This window comes from [Clostridium] ultunense DSM 10521 (genome assembly GCF_000511955.1).
GTDB lineage: Bacteria > Bacillota > Clostridia > Tissierellales > Tepidimicrobiaceae > Schnuerera > Schnuerera ultunensis.
Window position 1 is genome coordinate 88,775 of the sequence record NZ_AZSU01000007.1, and the last position, 14,463, is coordinate 103,237.

18 protein-coding genes, 1 pseudogene and 1 riboswitch are annotated in these 14,463 nt (G+C 31.0%); of the genes and pseudogenes, 4 read left to right on the forward strand and 15 right to left on the reverse strand.

Going from position 1 to position 14,463, the window contains the following annotated elements; translation table 11 throughout:
• Positions 1 to 439, reverse strand: a pseudogene (locus CUL_RS17655) (transposase); the annotation flags it as partial.
• 168 nt (positions 440 to 607) lie between these two features.
• Between CUL_RS17655 and CUL_RS0115115 the strand changes: the two are divergent.
• Entirely contained in the window at positions 608 to 1,477 is an 870-nt protein-coding gene (locus CUL_RS0115115; RefSeq protein ID WP_025642530.1) for an alpha/beta fold hydrolase, read from the forward strand.
• Between the two features lie 11 nt (positions 1,478 to 1,488).
• On the opposite strand, the gene CUL_RS0115120 is transcribed toward CUL_RS0115115, so the two are convergent.
• The 4 genes from CUL_RS0115120 to CUL_RS0115135 are packed head-to-tail and all read right to left on the reverse strand — an operon-like array spanning position 1,489 to position 4,303.
• Positions 1,489 to 2,241 (reverse strand): ABC transporter ATP-binding protein, encoded by a 753-nt coding sequence (locus tag CUL_RS0115120; RefSeq protein ID WP_025642532.1) that lies wholly within the window; start codon positions 2,239 to 2,241, stop codon positions 1,489 to 1,491.
• A 20-nt stretch (positions 2,242 to 2,261) separates the two neighbouring features.
• Positions 2,262 to 3,239, reverse strand: coding sequence for an ABC transporter substrate-binding protein (locus CUL_RS0115125; RefSeq protein WP_025642534.1), 978 nt, complete (start codon positions 3,237 to 3,239; stop codon positions 2,262 to 2,264).
• A gap of 25 nt (positions 3,240 to 3,264) precedes the next feature.
• A complete protein-coding gene (locus CUL_RS0115130; RefSeq protein WP_025642536.1) occupies positions 3,265 to 4,038 on the reverse strand; it encodes an ABC transporter permease in 774 nt (257 codons plus the stop codon).
• Positions 4,007 to 4,303 (reverse strand): thiamine-binding protein, encoded by a 297-nt coding sequence (locus CUL_RS0115135; protein ID WP_025642538.1) that lies wholly within the window; start codon positions 4,301 to 4,303, stop codon positions 4,007 to 4,009. Before CUL_RS0115135 ends, CUL_RS0115130 begins: the two co-directional genes overlap by 32 nt.
• A gap of 95 nt (positions 4,304 to 4,398) precedes the next feature.
• A riboswitch (TPP riboswitch) is annotated at positions 4,399 to 4,509 on the reverse strand.
• Positions 4,510 to 4,879: 370 nt separating this feature from the next.
• On the opposite strand from CUL_RS0115135, the gene CUL_RS0115140 reads away from it, so the two are divergent.
• Positions 4,880 to 5,302: a MerR family transcriptional regulator gene (locus CUL_RS0115140; protein ID WP_005582833.1), complete on the forward strand. Its 423-nt coding sequence runs from the start codon at positions 4,880 to 4,882 to the stop codon at positions 5,300 to 5,302.
• 8 nt (positions 5,303 to 5,310) lie between these two features.
• Positions 5,311 to 5,664, forward strand: a complete 354-nt coding sequence (locus CUL_RS20255) for a DUF4260 domain-containing protein (protein WP_005582834.1) — start codon at positions 5,311 to 5,313, stop codon at positions 5,662 to 5,664.
• Positions 5,665 to 5,911: 247 nt separating this feature from the next.
• Here the strand turns inward: CUL_RS20255 and CUL_RS20260 are convergent, their stop codons facing one another.
• The 10 genes from CUL_RS20260 to CUL_RS0115200 all read right to left on the reverse strand — a co-directional run bounded on the left by CUL_RS20260 (position 5,912) and on the right by CUL_RS0115200 (position 13,863).
• Positions 5,912 to 6,199 carry a branched-chain amino acid transport system II carrier protein gene (locus CUL_RS20260; RefSeq protein WP_097677646.1) on the reverse strand — a complete coding sequence of 96 codons (288 nt, stop codon included), beginning with the start codon at positions 6,197 to 6,199 and terminating at the stop codon, positions 5,912 to 5,914.
• Positions 6,200 to 6,208: 9 nt separating this feature from the next.
• Entirely contained in the window at positions 6,209 to 6,892 is a 684-nt protein-coding gene (locus tag CUL_RS0115155) for a response regulator transcription factor (RefSeq protein ID WP_005582836.1), read from the reverse strand.
• Positions 6,889 to 8,214, reverse strand: a complete 1,326-nt coding sequence (locus CUL_RS0115160) for a sensor histidine kinase (RefSeq protein WP_005582837.1) — start codon at positions 8,212 to 8,214, stop codon at positions 6,889 to 6,891. Before CUL_RS0115160 ends, CUL_RS0115155 begins: the two co-directional genes overlap by 4 nt.
• A gap of 9 nt (positions 8,215 to 8,223) precedes the next feature.
• Positions 8,224 to 8,967 carry an ABC transporter permease gene (locus tag CUL_RS0115165; protein WP_005582838.1) on the reverse strand — a complete coding sequence of 248 codons (744 nt, stop codon included), beginning with the start codon at positions 8,965 to 8,967 and terminating at the stop codon, positions 8,224 to 8,226.
• Positions 8,954 to 9,679, reverse strand: a complete 726-nt coding sequence (locus tag CUL_RS0115170) for an ABC transporter ATP-binding protein (protein ID WP_005582839.1) — start codon at positions 9,677 to 9,679, stop codon at positions 8,954 to 8,956. The genes CUL_RS0115165 and CUL_RS0115170 overlap by 14 nt, the downstream gene beginning before the upstream one ends.
• Positions 9,680 to 9,741: 62 nt before the next feature.
• A complete protein-coding gene (locus tag CUL_RS0115175; protein ID WP_025642542.1) occupies positions 9,742 to 10,998 on the reverse strand; it encodes a hypothetical protein in 1,257 nt (418 codons plus the stop codon).
• Positions 10,999 to 11,292: 294 nt separating this feature from the next.
• Entirely contained in the window at positions 11,293 to 11,889 is a 597-nt protein-coding gene (locus CUL_RS0115180) for a helix-turn-helix domain-containing protein (protein ID WP_005582841.1), read from the reverse strand.
• Between the two features lie 251 nt (positions 11,890 to 12,140).
• On the reverse strand, positions 12,141 to 12,284 hold the full coding sequence (locus CUL_RS19015; protein ID WP_005582844.1) for a hypothetical protein: 144 nt from the start codon (positions 12,282 to 12,284) through the stop codon (positions 12,141 to 12,143).
• A gap of 147 nt (positions 12,285 to 12,431) precedes the next feature.
• Positions 12,432 to 12,908 (reverse strand): ASCH domain-containing protein, encoded by a 477-nt coding sequence (locus CUL_RS0115190; protein WP_025642543.1) that lies wholly within the window; start codon positions 12,906 to 12,908, stop codon positions 12,432 to 12,434.
• Between the two features lie 313 nt (positions 12,909 to 13,221).
• The gene (locus CUL_RS0115200) at positions 13,222 to 13,863 is read right to left on the reverse strand and encodes a Vat family streptogramin A O-acetyltransferase (protein WP_025642545.1); all 642 of its coding nucleotides are present in this window, start codon (positions 13,861 to 13,863) and stop codon (positions 13,222 to 13,224) included.
• Positions 13,864 to 14,034: 171 nt separating this feature from the next.
• Between CUL_RS0115200 and CUL_RS0115205 the strand changes: the two genes are divergently transcribed.
• Positions 14,035 to 14,463 (forward strand): ISNCY family transposase (locus CUL_RS0115205; RefSeq protein WP_025642546.1); only part of this gene is annotated, 429 nt, incomplete at its 3' end.

Below are 14,463 nucleotides of genomic sequence, written 5' to 3' on the forward strand. Positions count from 1 at the left end.
TCAAAGATAGTCATAGAAGCTTTATCTTTATCGATTTGTTGACAATAGGCTCAGTAATATCGACAAGGTTATCGAATACAGCTTGTAAGTCTAATAAAAAATCTTGTTTGAAACGGGTAAATTTAGAACCATCAGGAACTTTTTCAAACCCACAAAATTCTCTTAATTCACTTGAATACTTAAGAAAAGTAATTAAGAGGGTATCAGTAGGGATAGAAAAAATCCTTTGAATAATTAAAGCCCATAGCATTGAATGAAGCTTGTATTCACGAGGTCTTCCAGTAGAAGCATAAAAGTGATGGTAAAAAGAAATAGGAATAAACTCATCAAGATTAATGTTATTTTCAAGTAATGAAAGAAACTTAGGTTTATCAGATTCAAAAAAAGTTTTGCAATCTGAATAAATGTCTGCCAAAGAAAGCTGTTTATGTGGTATCATATCTATATAACTCCTTTCGGGTTTTGGTAGATTTGTTGCTTGACACTTCAATTTTACCATAAATCGGTGAGGAGTTATATTATTTTATGAAAAAAATATCCCGTATTTATGCGGGTTATGGCGTTTCGCAAACGCCTATTATATTTTAAACAGAGAGGATAATTTAATTTGTATAATATTCCTAGAGATAATGTATCCTTTGAAAAAAATAATAATATTTTATATTTTAATAGTCCTTTTCCTTCTGGTGATAAAAATGTTGATGGAGCCAAAGCCCTGTTATATGAAGGTCATGGAAAAGAAGGAATAGTATTCGTCCACGGTTTAGGTAGTAGAAATTTTGATTATTTAAAATATTATCCTGAGAATTTAGTTAAACATGGATATCCCGTAATAATGCCTATATTGCCCTATCATTTTGAAAGAATGCCAAAAGATAAAAAAATAAATTTCCTATCAGGTACTGCAATAGATATTGAAAAAAGATTTTATCAATCCGTTGCCGATATACGATCCTGTATTGATTATTTGGAGAATATGGATATGGAAAAAATGCATATTATGGGCTTTAGTTTTGGGGGAATGATAGGTACAATAGCAAAAGCTTTAGATAGTAGACTGGATAAAGGCATATTTATAGTATCTGGCGGAAACTTTTTATACATTACATGGAAAAGCATTGCCACTAAAGTACTTAGAGTTCGCTATGAAGATGAAGGTAGTTGTAGTATAGAAAGATGTCATTGGCTTCATGAAAATTTTGATAATGTAGTAGAACATTTTAATAAATTAGAAGATTTACAGGAGCTTCCTAATTGCTTCAGATATGATCCATCCTTATTTGCTAAGATGATAGATCCAGAAACTATTTTGATGATCAATGCAGCCTTTGACCCCTTTATACCTAGAAAAGCTTCTAAGAATCTATGGAATAAGATGGGAAGGCCTAAGAGATATATCCTCCCTTCAGGCCATTTGACTTCTCACCTATGGTTTAAAAGATTAATATTGAAAAAAACTATAGAATTTTTAGAATAGAATATATGGCGTTATTTTATTTCTCCATCATCCAATACATTTAATATCCATCTTTTATAATCAATAAATTCTTTACTTAATACAAATTTTTCCCCTCTTGGTTTTTGATCTTCTATTTTTAACTCCTGGGTTATTCGTCCAGGCTTTCCAGCCATAATATAGATACGATTAGACAAAACAATCGATTCATCTATATCATGGGTAATAAATAAAGTGGATAATTTAATCTTTTCCATGACATTCTGGTACCAACTATGCATATTTCTTTTAGTTATAGCATCTAAAGCACTAAAAGGTTCATCTAATAAGGCAACTTCCTGGGAAAATAAATATGTTCGAAGTAATGCTGCTCTTTGCCTCATTCCCCCAGATAACTGATGAGGATATTTATCCTGGTTTCCATCTAGCCCAAAAGTTTTAAAATATCTTTCAGCTTTTAAACCTGCTGTTTTCTTGTTTTCTCCTTTTATAATAAGAGGTAGTGATACATTGTCCAAGACCGTTTTATATGGTAATAATAGATCCTTTTGTAGCATATAACTAATATGCCCAGATTCTCCTGTAATATCTTTGTTGTCCAATAAAACTTTTCCTCCATCAGGGATCAATAAACCAGATATTATATTAAATAGCGTAGTCTTTCCTACACCGCTAACTCCTAATAGACATACTATTTCCCCATCATTTACTTCCAATGAAATATCTTTAATTATCTCCCTCTTGCCGTATGACTTTGATATATTATTTACACTAAGCTTTGCCATTAAAATACTCTCCTCGATTTCTAATCAGGAAGATAGTCGTTAGTAAACCCAAATCCTGATGGAATCTCTTTTTCGATAAGGCCTTCTTCCCATAACCAGAAATAGAAATTATCCCACCTATCCTGATCAATATAACCCCATTGACTTACTTCTGCTTTATACTGATCTGCAAGCCATTTTTGGCTCTCCTGAACCAATTCCTTATCCAACTCTGGATTTGCATTTATCAATATATTAGCCGCTTCCTCAGGATTATCTATAGCATATTCATATCCTTTAGCTATCGCCTTTAGAAACGCTTCAGTTTTTTCTTTATTTTTCTCTATATATTCATTATTTCCAATTAAAATTGGGCTATAATAATCTAATACTGGGTTAATATCTTTAAATGCAAAGAAATCCGTTTCTAGACCCTTCACCTTAGTTGCAATACCATCCCAAGCATAATATACCCATATTGCATGCATGTCTGTATTAAGTGCTGTCACAACATCCGTTACAGTACTTGGAACCATTTTTATGGAGCCATAGTCTCCTCCATCAGCCTCTACTACCGACTTTATTATTGCCTTTTCAATAGGCATATCCCAGGTAGCATAAATTTTATTAGCCATTCCTTTTGGAGTTTCTATTCCATTGCCTTTAAGGGATATAATTCCCGATGTATTATGCTGTATTAAAGCTGCTACTGCAGTTACTGGAAGAGGATTATCTGAAGCAAATGCTGGAGCTATCATATCCTGAAAAGCAATCCCAAATTGAGCTTTTCCTGATGCTACAAGGCTTTCAGCACCCCCCTCTGGAGGCTGGACAACTTCTACATTAAGACCTAATTCTTTGAAATATCCCTTTTCTTCAGCTACATATAGTCCTGTATGATTAGTATTTGGTGTCCAATCAAGTACAACAGTTATCTTTTCCTCACCCTTATTTTCACAAGCTGTCAAAATAGCCATTATTCCTAATATACAAAATAATATTATCAATTTCTTTTTCACACTCATTCTCCTTACATTTTATATTTTATAATTTATTTTCACCTTTAGTCCATGGCATACTTATTTTTTGTAAAAATACAACACCCTCCATCAATATCAAACTAATGATGGATATAAGTAAAATTACAGCAAACATTTTAGCAAAAGAATAGGATTTTTTAACCCTTGTCATATATACACCTAGTCCATTAAAACCACCAAGCCATTCTGAAATGACTGCTCCCACTACAGAATAGGAAACAGAAATCCTTAAACCAGCAAAAAAATGAGATATAGAACTTGGTAATTTTATATGCTTAAATATTTGCCTGTCTGAAGCATTCATAGATTTAAGAAGTTGTATAGCATCAGAATCTGCTGACTTGAAACCGTCTAATAAACCGATGGTAATAGGAAAAAATGTTACAATTACAATCAATGTAATCTTTGGTGCCATACCATAACCCAACCACAATACTAATAAAGGTGCAATTGCTACAGTTGGTATAGTCTGGGTAATAATTAGTATTGGGTAAAAAGCCTTATAGATAAAATGAAATCTATCCATAATTACAGCAACCATAAATCCTAATGATACTCCAATAGCAAGTCCAAAAAATGCTTCTAATAATGTAGTCCTTGCATGATTCATTAGAAGCGGAAAATCAAATATAAAGGCTTTTACAACATCCAAAGGGGACGGTAGCATAAACTTTGGTACAATCTCCATAGCAGATAGAAACTGCCATAAAATAAGTATACCTACTATTGCTACATAAGATGACACTCTATTTGTGATGCTTTGTAACCTTTTGATCAATAGTAAGTACACCACCTTCTGGTTTAAAACATATCTTAATATAGGACATTACAGATGGGCATCCTGATTTAATTGCAATGTATTGACATTCCTTCACAATATCCATTAGTTCTTCAAATTCTCCTTCTATTGTAGTTTCAAAAGGTCCTACATAATAAGATAATCCTGTACTTTTGATAAATGCAATTACCTCATCAACAATTTTACATACTAACTCATCCGTCTCGACTTTTGGCAATACTTGAATAGCAACGCTTGCATTCATTATAAATTCCTCCCTTATTTTAGTTATATTAAAATTAAACATTTAAAAAATCCTTTCTGGTTATTAGCCAGAAAGGATTAAGTACCATTAAGTAAAATAAATGCTACACTATAATCCCTACGCTGGCATTACCCAGATCAGGTAAACGGTTAGAGATTTACTTTTCTCTTCTCAGCCCGACATATCGAGCACCCGTATTGTAATTTTAGAATATATCATACTTCGTAAATTGTCAAGGATAAGCACTTAAGTATTTCCCAAAGTATATTATATATTCATAATATAGTCTTCTGAAAAGATTCAATATTTCTTATCACTCATCAAATGCTTTTCTACATTATATTCTCAATAATAATCAAAAATAAGTGTACCTTCTTTAAAGCTTCACAAAGTATTGTTTCTTATCCTCACTTTAAAAATCTCTTCCATAGACTCTAATTAGGCTTTATTAAAATTATAATAAAAATCTTTGATAGATCGGGGCTAAGCATTATAGATTTAGATTCTAAAATAAAATGTAATGCTTGACATTAGAGTTTGCTCCAATGATAAAATTATAGTAGGAGGTATGGATATATGTTAATTAAAGAGTTTACGGACAAATATAAACTTACCGCTGATACTATTAGATTCTATGAAAAAATAGGCCTCATTCACCCAAAACGCTTGCAAAATGGTTATCGTTTCTTTGATGAAGAATGTGAAAAAACAATCCAACTAATTATCGTATTGAAACAACTAGAGTTTTCCCTAGATGAAATTAGATTTCTGTTATCTTTAGAAAAAAAGCCTATATCCTCTGAATGTAACGAAGCAACTGTCAGATTATTTCAGGATAAAATAATCCAAATTGAAAATAAAATGACATTTTTACAAATAGCTATCCAACAATTGGACCAAGTTAAGCAACTTATAGAAAATAATCAGTATCAGCAAAACTATCATAAAATTCAGAGATTGGTAGCGGATATATACAGACAATTAATAAAAAGGGGGTAAAAAAATAGATGACTCCGAAAATTTGGATACGACTTGAAGGTGCCTTAGGACTTCTGTTTTGTACAATAATTTACTTTCACTTAGATTTTAATATCTTTATTTTTTTCACATGTTTATTTCTTCCCGACTTATTCATGTTAGGATATTTAATAAATAGCAAGGCGGGAGCATTCTTTTATAATCTGGGACATGTTTTTATTTTTCCATTAATCTCATTACTATTTGCAGTTATCACAACAAAACAAATATTTCTTATGATTGCATTAATATGGGGTGCCCATATTTTCCTTGATAGAATGATAGGATATGGTTTGAAATATGATAAAGGATTTAAGGTTACACATCTGCAAAAATTAGATTAACCCAAAAACTTTAATACCATTGAACCTATGTAATAATTTAAACAATATTTAGTTCTATGTACAGCTTGCATATGACCTAATAACCCTATCTATCCTCCCACCTTTATTAGCTGCCACAACAAAGGGCATAATATCACTCTTTTATTGGTATGATGACATTATGCCCAGACTTTTTTTCTAATGCTATCCATTGTTTCCTTTATAGGTAATTTAGAAAGTGTTCCAGATTTTTAATACTTATCTTTACTTATTCAGATTCCATGATGTATTTTTGCTCAAACCCTTTAAGTAAAGGAAACTCCGCATAATCACCAATAGGTGATACAAATACACCTTTTGATAAAAATGGGGAAATCCCCATTTCGAAGGCTAAGCTTGCTGCCCTTGGTATACTTAGAAAAGGCCCTATCGATAAATAAATCAAAACTGTAAAAGCAAAGGTAAACTTTGGATGCACACGACTTGCCAGTATATGAAATCCACCAGCTTTAAAAACTGCAACAATTGCAAGTATTGGAAGACCAACAGCTGAAATTAAAAAACCTTATATTTTAAATCTATATCCTGCTCCCCATACAGTTTCAATAAATGTGCGTCCTTCAGGATTATCCTCAATTTTTTCTCTTATTCTTGCTATATGTACAGTTATAGTTGATGCGTCTGACAAAGAGTCATAGCCCCAAACCCTTTCAAATAGTACTTCTTTGCTGAAAACTCTATTTGGATTTTCTACTAAAAACAAGAGCAAATCAAACTCCTTCTGAGTTAAGAAAACTTCATTATCATCTATATAGACTCTGCGGTCTTGCTTATTAATAGATAATGGTCCAACTGTTAACAACTTCATTTTAGAACTGTGTTTAAACCTTTCATATGTTTTTATATGACTATTTACTCTCGCTACCAGTTCACCCATACCAAAAGGTTTAGTTATATAATCATCAGCCCCCAAGTTTAATCCTTTAATCTTAAATATTTCATCAGATTTTGCAGATACGATAAGTACAGGTATTTGTTTTGTATTGGATATCTCTCTTAATATATCAAAGCCATCCCTTTTGGGAAGCATTAAATCTAAAATAATTAGATCAAAATCTTCATTTTTAATACACTCAAAACCAGAATTACCATCAAAAGCACATACAACTTCATAACCACTCATTTCCAAATAATCTTTTTGAAGCTCCGATATGCTTTTATCATCTTCAATTATTAAAATTCTTTTCATTTTATCACTTCCTCTTTTTTAACCTTTCTCAGAGAAATAATGATGGAGGCTCCCTGACCATTTTCACTAATTGCCCATATTCGTCCACCTAAACCTTCAACAATTTGCTTTGCAATTGCAAGACCTAAACCACTTGAGCCCTTAACCTCTCTTGCAGTATCAGCCCTGTAAAATCTTTCAAAAACATGTGGTAAATCCTGCTTGCTAATTCCTTTTCCATTATCCTTAAATTCTATTACAACTGAAGAATTTGTTTCTCTTAACATTATATTAAGCTGCCCTGTTTGTGCTTCAATGCTTCTTTTAGCATTATCCATAATATTCTGGACCACTCGTTTAAATTTTGCAACATCTATTATAACAAAAATTGTAGTTGAAAGTTTATTCTCGAAAATTATTCTTTTATTTTCACGTAAAAAATCTTCTGAACTATCCTCAATACAACTCTCTATGTGTTTTACAATATTGACCTTGTCTTTTTTAAATGTCATTTGATTTAAATCTAGCTTGGAATATAATAATAAATCTTCAATCATTGTATTTATCATCTTTGTTTTTTCTATAGCTTTTGATAAGTAATATTGTTTCTTTTCATCAGTATCTGCAACCCCGTCCAGAACTCCGTCTATATATCCTCTTATCGATGTTACAGGGGTTTTAAGGTCATGTGAAATGCTTGATATTAAAAACCTTCTATTTTCATCAACTCTCTGTTGATAATATATGGAGTTTTTTAGCTGAAGGCGCAATTGTTCGATGGCGGAACCAAGTTCTCTAATTTCTCCATATCCCTTATCTGTAATTGCTGTTTCAAGCTCACCAATTCTTAATTTCTCCATTTCCTTTGTTAAATCAGTAATTGGAATTATAATATTTTTCATATTTTGTCTTTGAACAATTAAACTAGCTATAACAAAGACTATTAGAAAAATTATAAAAACAAAGATGAGCAGTGACCTATAATAATCACCGACATTTACAATTTGATTAAGGATTATTATTCTATAATTACTTCCATCTTGCATTGTAAAATTCTCCGCATTTATTTTATACCTATTACTCTCATATTCATAGTAATTATTTTCCACACTGAGATTCATCAGCATTTCTTTAATCTCCATCATAGTAAAACCTTCACTATTATATAAAATATTATCCTTCTCCATTAAAACAACAGCTGTTTGACCTAAACCTCTAGTAGCATGAGATTCATTTAATAAATTGTAAAAATAGGTATATATAAAACCAAAGCAACTAGTAATAACAATTGTGCTTATAAGGATCAATACACTTTGTGTTAAAAATCTTTGTCTTAATTTCATATAATCATCCTATATGTCCTTTTTCTCAAATAAATAATATCCTGCTGCAATTAACATTATACCGTAACCCAGCAAAATTAGAAATATCCTAAGAATCTTACTAAAATTTATATAGTTTCCTAAAATCAATCTGTACCAATCAAAAGTAGATGTAAATAAAAAACTTTTAATTTGTGGAAAAACCAAATTTAACCCATTAAATACTAAAAACATAAAAATAGAAAGCATAAATGCACTTGTTGTACCCTTTGTAATGTTAGAAATCAAAATAACTATTAATGCAAAGATAAAGATAGGCATGAAAGCCATAATATAAGATATTATTATCTTAAAAAGATTTGGTATGTTTCTATTTATAAATAATGAGGCAATAACTGAAAGAACCATGACAAAAACTAGATTACCAATTATAAAGGTAGCAACTGTAAGGACTTTTCCCAAAAATACTTTAATCCTTGATGCCGGCCCAGTGAGAGTAACTTTAATCGTATGATCAGCAAATTCACCAGCAAACATATCTATACAAATAAATGTAGTAAAAAGTGGGAAAATAGAGTAGCTTAAAATCGTCAAAACCATTATTGAAAATTCAGAGCTTCCTGTCACACGTATTCCTGCAAAGTTATTTAACGAATACACCACAATTGCTAACACTATAACAGATAGGGCCGAAAATATCAATGCTGCAGTTATTTTTTTCTTTTTTGATATTTTGAATATTTCATTTATGTAAACCGCCTTAAAAATCTCCATTCAAATCAACCTCACTTAAATAATAGTTCTCCAAGGAAGAATAGCTTTTTAAAATATTTTGGGTGCTATCAACACATAAAAGTTTCCCATGGTATAAAATTCCAACCTTATCACATGTAAGTTCTATATCATGTATTAAATGACTAGATATAAAAAATGTTGTTTTGTGCTGCTTTGACAGAAAAATTATTAATTCTCTCATTTCAACCATCCCTTCAACATCTAATCCATTAAAGGGCTCGTCCAGAATCATAATATTAGGATTTGATAAAGTCGCAATGGCAATACCAAGCCTTTGTTTCATTCCTAAGGAATAATTTTTAATTTTTTCATTCCTATATTTAATAAGCCCTGTAATATCCAGGCTTTTATTAATTTTCGCATCATCAACATCATCATAAAATCGTCCACATAATTTCATATTTTCATAAGCTGTCAAATAAGGAAATGGTGTTACACTTTCAATAATACAGCCAACGTTTTTCATTACTTGTTCATAATCATTTGAAATGCTATAACCATTTATTCTAACATCGCCTTTATCAGCCTTCATAAGACCTACCATAATTTTCATTGTAGTAGTTTTTCCTGCTCCATTAGGCCCTAAAAAACCGAATATTTCTCCTCGGTCAATTTCTAAATTAATGTCCTGTATTCCACGATTATTTTTGTACTTTTTTGATAAATTTTCAATTACAATTGCTTTATCCAATATTGATCCTCCTTTTAAATAGCTTATAGGTGCAAAAGCAGAAGCTTTTGCACCCTTAGTTATTATTCAAATATTCTAATAAAGGTATTATCAAATCCATCTTCGTTATTTGAATAAGAGTAGCCATCATTATCTTCATCTATTGTAACATTAAAAGATACGTTTATATTTTGTGAGCCTGTTCGATGGATAATTCCCTTTTTCTTTTCGCCCTTATCATTTGTATAATGTATTATTGTAAAATGGATTGATTCATCATAGTTTGAGTAAAAATCAAAACTTCTTACAATATCAGCTTCATATCCCGCATTATAGACCTCATAATATTTACCTTTTACATTGCCATTTTCAACGGAAGTTATTTCTATAAACCTTTCTCCAACCTTTTCAAAGGAGTTGTCTTCCTCTTTAACGATATCATTTTTATATTTTCCAATATATTTACTATCAAATTCATAGCCTTCTTTACTATATGTGACTTTTTTGCCATCCAAATTTGGTGCTTTAACAATTGTGCTATTAACATCCTTTATATCAATTGAAAAATCTAAAGAATAAATATGTTCAATACCTTTACTATCCTGTGCAGACATACTTGCAGTAAAAATAGCACTTTCTATAATCCCATCTTCGTTTTCAATAGCCTTGCCCGTTGCTTTTGTAAGATATATATTTGATTTAGGATGTGGGACATCTAGGTTTTTAGCACTCCATTCGTCAAGTATGCTGTATTTAAAAATAAAGGAGGAAATAGCATTAACAACAGATGGAATTTGGGTCTCTGATAAATTGCCTACATACATTTTCTTTCCAGCCGATTCCTCGACTTGAATAGCATCTTGTAAGCTTCCCACAAATGCATCAAGAATCTTCTCTGCATCTTTAACCTGCTCATCTTCCAATGGATTTTCAATTATTCTGTTAGTTTCATTATTATATTTTCGTTTCTCAAATACATCATAAGAGCCATCATCAAAATTTTTGTATATACTCTGGTTTTCATCACTATACCAATAGTTTTCTCTTAATTCACCTTTTCTAAAATTGTTATCCATTGATTCTTTAGCTTTGTTCTTAATATCGAATTTTGCATTAGAAGTTGATTCTGCAAATACCTTGCCATCAATTTTAAGAGATATGGTAGCATCAGCACTGAAGTTATCAACTTCACTCGTTAATTTTGCCATTGTTGTTTTCATGGAGTTCTTCAAGCTATAATATCCTGAGCCAATCATAATATCTGCAAAAGCTGACGTTGCTAAAATGGTAGCACCTAGCACAAAAGCGCATATTGTAGCAGTCTTTTTACTAAATCTCATTTTCCTTGCCTCCTATCATACAATTTACTAACATAGGCTTAAGCATTTATGTAGTACAATTACATGATACATTATTTATCTTGAATAACTATAAACTAATTATTAACAATTTATTAAATTTTAGTTTTTGTATAAATTCAATTAAACTTGTTAACAAAATTTTTTAATCCTGCTCTCCCCACTTTTCCCTGTCATCATTCACATTATCCTATACTATCTATATTTTAGCTATTTTAAAGGGTCAAAAAACGGTGTCTTTTCACCGATTTTGACCCAAATTTTGTTCTTCAACCACTAATTGTTTTCTAACTTCTTTAAAGTAAAGAATGACAAGATTATGGTGATAATATATATTAATGCAAAAGCAGAGCCAGTAATTATGTCTGTAGGATACGGAGAAATAACTCTTCGAAAAATTAATGCAATAATCAAAGAAATTGGCATAAATAACCCAATTATTATATTAAGCCAATTAACAATAAAAGACGCTTTTGATTGGGATATTAGTTTAGCTATAAAGTAAGCTGCAACACCGACTACTTGAATTATCATTGATCCCCAGATACCTTCTGCAGATTGCTCTGTATACCAACTGCCAAATGCTGCAAAAAGTCCGATTGTTAAAAATGCAGTTGAAGCTATATACAATATTTGACTGGTATTAAAGTTTTTGTTCTCTGATTGTTTTCGGGGTTCCATCCCCTTTAGAATATAATCTGTTGTAACTCCAAAGTATTCACTCATTATGATTACTCTTTCTAAATCTGGCACACTTTGTTCACTTTCCCACTTGGACACCGCTTGACGAGAAACCCCTACCTTATCAGCAAGCTCCTCTTGCGATATACCCTTGTTTTTTCTTAAGCTCTGTATTCTGCCTGCAATATTCATAACAACACTCCTCTACTATTTTTAGTATTGTCATAATAACATTAATTCTGGTTGCATAGCTACCAAACCCACTTGGTTTTTTGTCAACTTACAGTTGCAATCCTTAATAATACTGTTCTTAAGCAATATTACTGATGTTTGACATATTATTTTCATCTTTCTTACTCTTAATATTTTTAGTAGAATAATAATACAGCAAAATCTAATTATATTGAATATAGGTTCAAATGCATTTATTAAAACATTTAACTTTACTTACTCAGTCTAATGACATAGGAACTGACTTCCTTTACTTTAGCATTTTTACCAAATTCATTGAACTTGAATATATCACAAAAAGCAAAGTTAGATTCATCAATAAAGACAGCATTTCCACAATCTTTAGGATATGACATTTTTACTCCTTTTTATTATTATAACTTTGACTCGATTGAGGGTAAATATCCTATTAATACCTTGCCAATTTAATATCTTGTTCGTAAAATAAGAATATTACACCTAAGCTTTACAACTACATATTATTCTTATGATTTAAATAAAAGTTATACTTGGTATACTACTTTAAAATCTTCAAAAATTACTGGCATATCATCACTAAACTCATACCCAAGCATTTTTCCTTCTTCTTTAAAGTAATGAATATGTCCCCTACGCCAAGATTCCAATGAATCATCCTCTCCCTCACGTTTACAAATATCATAAGTAATATCTGAAAATGGAAGAATTGTTACCACTATTGTTTCAATAACACATCGTGGTACACCTTCCCAATCAGTAACGATACTTAAATCACCCACCTCAGGTAAACGCTCACCTTTAAGTTCATATGCCAATAAACTACTTGCTGTAGCCTTCTTTTGCCCAATTAACACCAAATTTAATAATTCATTGGCCCATTTTTCAGTTAATTCAAAATGAAATACTTCTAAATATTTTGCCGTTTCAGATCTATTCGTTTCCTTCAAAAATGCTTTCCAAAACGTATCAATTTTTTCTTTTGAATATTCTTTATTTCCCATTACACAACCCCCATTTTTACCCAATCTCTAATCCTTATGATTATATCATATAAGTCATAGCAAATATATTCTTTTTCTAATACCTCAATTAATATATCTCCAGTGGTTATATGTTTTAATTCAAATTCACTAATATACAAACTTATATCTTTTAAGTTATTACTTGCCACAATACCATTATTGGTTTTTGTTATTATTATTGAAGCTGCTTCCCCAGAAACAATTATCTTATAACTGATGTTAGTTTATAAGTATGGACACAAAACAAGGTTTTCCTAATACTAAAAAAGAGGGTTGTTTTTAAACTAACAGCTTAAAGATATTGTTCCATCAACTGTTTTAACCCATTTTCCGATGTTAGTTTTTCAAGATTATTGAATATCTTCTCTTGGTCCCAGTTCCACCATTGAATCTTTAGCAAGAATTTAATCTTTTCATTACTAAATCGTTTTTTGATAAAATTAGCTGGATTCCCACCATAAATCGAATATGGTTCTACACTTTTTACTACTGTTGAGTTAGCAGCAATAATCGCACCATCACCAATTTTAACACCAGGCATTATAGTTACATTTTGCCCTATCCAAACATCATTACCTATCACTGTGTCCCCCTTGAAAGGCAATTGTTCTACTGTTGGAGTGACCTTTTCCCATCCACCACCAAAGATATTAAAGGGATAGGTTGTAATTCCATCCATTCTGTGATTTGCTCCATTCATAATAAACTTAACACCCTCTGCAATTGCACAGAACTTACCAATAATGAGTTTATCTCCCAAGAATTCATAGTGGTATTCCATGTTATTATAAAATTCCTCTGGAGAATTTTTATTATCGCTATAATAAGTATATTCTCCAATCTCTACATTTGATCTCTTAGGCAAATTACTTATATAACAAACTGTCTTTATATTTTCATTTGGATAAAGTTTATTCTTATCTGGTCCAATCATAACCATTCGCTCCTTTCAACTTAATTAAACTACTAGGCGTTTGCGAAACGCCATAACCCGCATAAATACGGGATATTTTTTTCATAAAATAATATAACTCCTCACCGATTTATGGTAAAATTGAAGTGTCAAGCAACAAATCTACCAAAACCCGAAAGGAGTTATATAGATATGATACCACATAAACAGCTTTCTTTGGCAGACATTTATTCAGATTGCAAAACTTTTTTTGAATCTGATAAACCTAAGTTTCTTTCATTACTTGAAAATAACATTAATCTTGATGAGTTTATTCCTATTTCTTTTTACCATCACTTTTATGCTTCTACTGGAAGACCTCGTGAATACAAGCTTCATTCAATGCTATGGGCTTTAATTATTCAAAGGATTTTTTCTATCCCTACTGATACCCTCTTAATTACTTTTCTTAAGTATTCAAGTGAATTAAGAGAATTTTGTGGGTTTGAAAAAGTTCCTGATGGTTCTAAATTTACCCGTTTCAAACAAGATTTTTTATTAGACTTACAAGCTGTATTCGATAACCTTGTCGATATTACTGAGCCTATTTGTCAACAAATCGATAAAGATAAAGCTTCTATG

What these genes read in the sequence shown, in the direction of transcription:
- CUL_RS0115120 (WP_025642532.1), bottom strand. Translation starts at nt 2,241, where the DNA reads ATGGCAAAGCTTAGTGTAAATAATATATCAAAGTCATACGGCAAGAGG.
- CUL_RS0115135 (WP_025642538.1), bottom strand. Translation starts at nt 4,303, where the DNA reads ATGAATGCAAGCGTTGCTATTCAAGTATTGCCAAAAGTCGAGACGGAT.
- CUL_RS0115140 (WP_005582833.1), top strand. Translation starts at nt 4,880, where the DNA reads ATGTTAATTAAAGAGTTTACGGACAAATATAAACTTACCGCTGATACT.
- CUL_RS20255 (WP_005582834.1), top strand. Translation starts at nt 5,311, where the DNA reads ATGACTCCGAAAATTTGGATACGACTTGAAGGTGCCTTAGGACTTCTG.
- CUL_RS0115155 (WP_005582836.1), bottom strand. Translation starts at nt 6,892, where the DNA reads ATGAAAAGAATTTTAATAATTGAAGATGATAAAAGCATATCGGAGCTT.
- CUL_RS0115160 (WP_005582837.1), bottom strand. Translation starts at nt 8,214, where the DNA reads ATGAAATTAAGACAAAGATTTTTAACACAAAGTGTATTGATCCTTATA.
- CUL_RS0115165 (WP_005582838.1), bottom strand. Translation starts at nt 8,967, where the DNA reads ATGGAGATTTTTAAGGCGGTTTACATAAATGAAATATTCAAAATATCA.
- CUL_RS0115175 (WP_025642542.1), bottom strand. Translation starts at nt 10,998, where the DNA reads ATGAGATTTAGTAAAAAGACTGCTACAATATGCGCTTTTGTGCTAGGT.
- CUL_RS0115180 (WP_005582841.1), bottom strand. Translation starts at nt 11,889, where the DNA reads ATGAATATTGCAGGCAGAATACAGAGCTTAAGAAAAAACAAGGGTATA.
- CUL_RS19015 (WP_005582844.1), bottom strand. Translation starts at nt 12,284, where the DNA reads ATGTCATATCCTAAAGATTGTGGAAATGCTGTCTTTATTGATGAATCT.
- CUL_RS0115190 (WP_025642543.1), bottom strand. Translation starts at nt 12,908, where the DNA reads ATGGGAAATAAAGAATATTCAAAAGAAAAAATTGATACGTTTTGGAAA.
- CUL_RS0115200 (WP_025642545.1), bottom strand. Translation starts at nt 13,863, where the DNA reads ATGATTGGACCAGATAAGAATAAACTTTATCCAAATGAAAATATAAAG.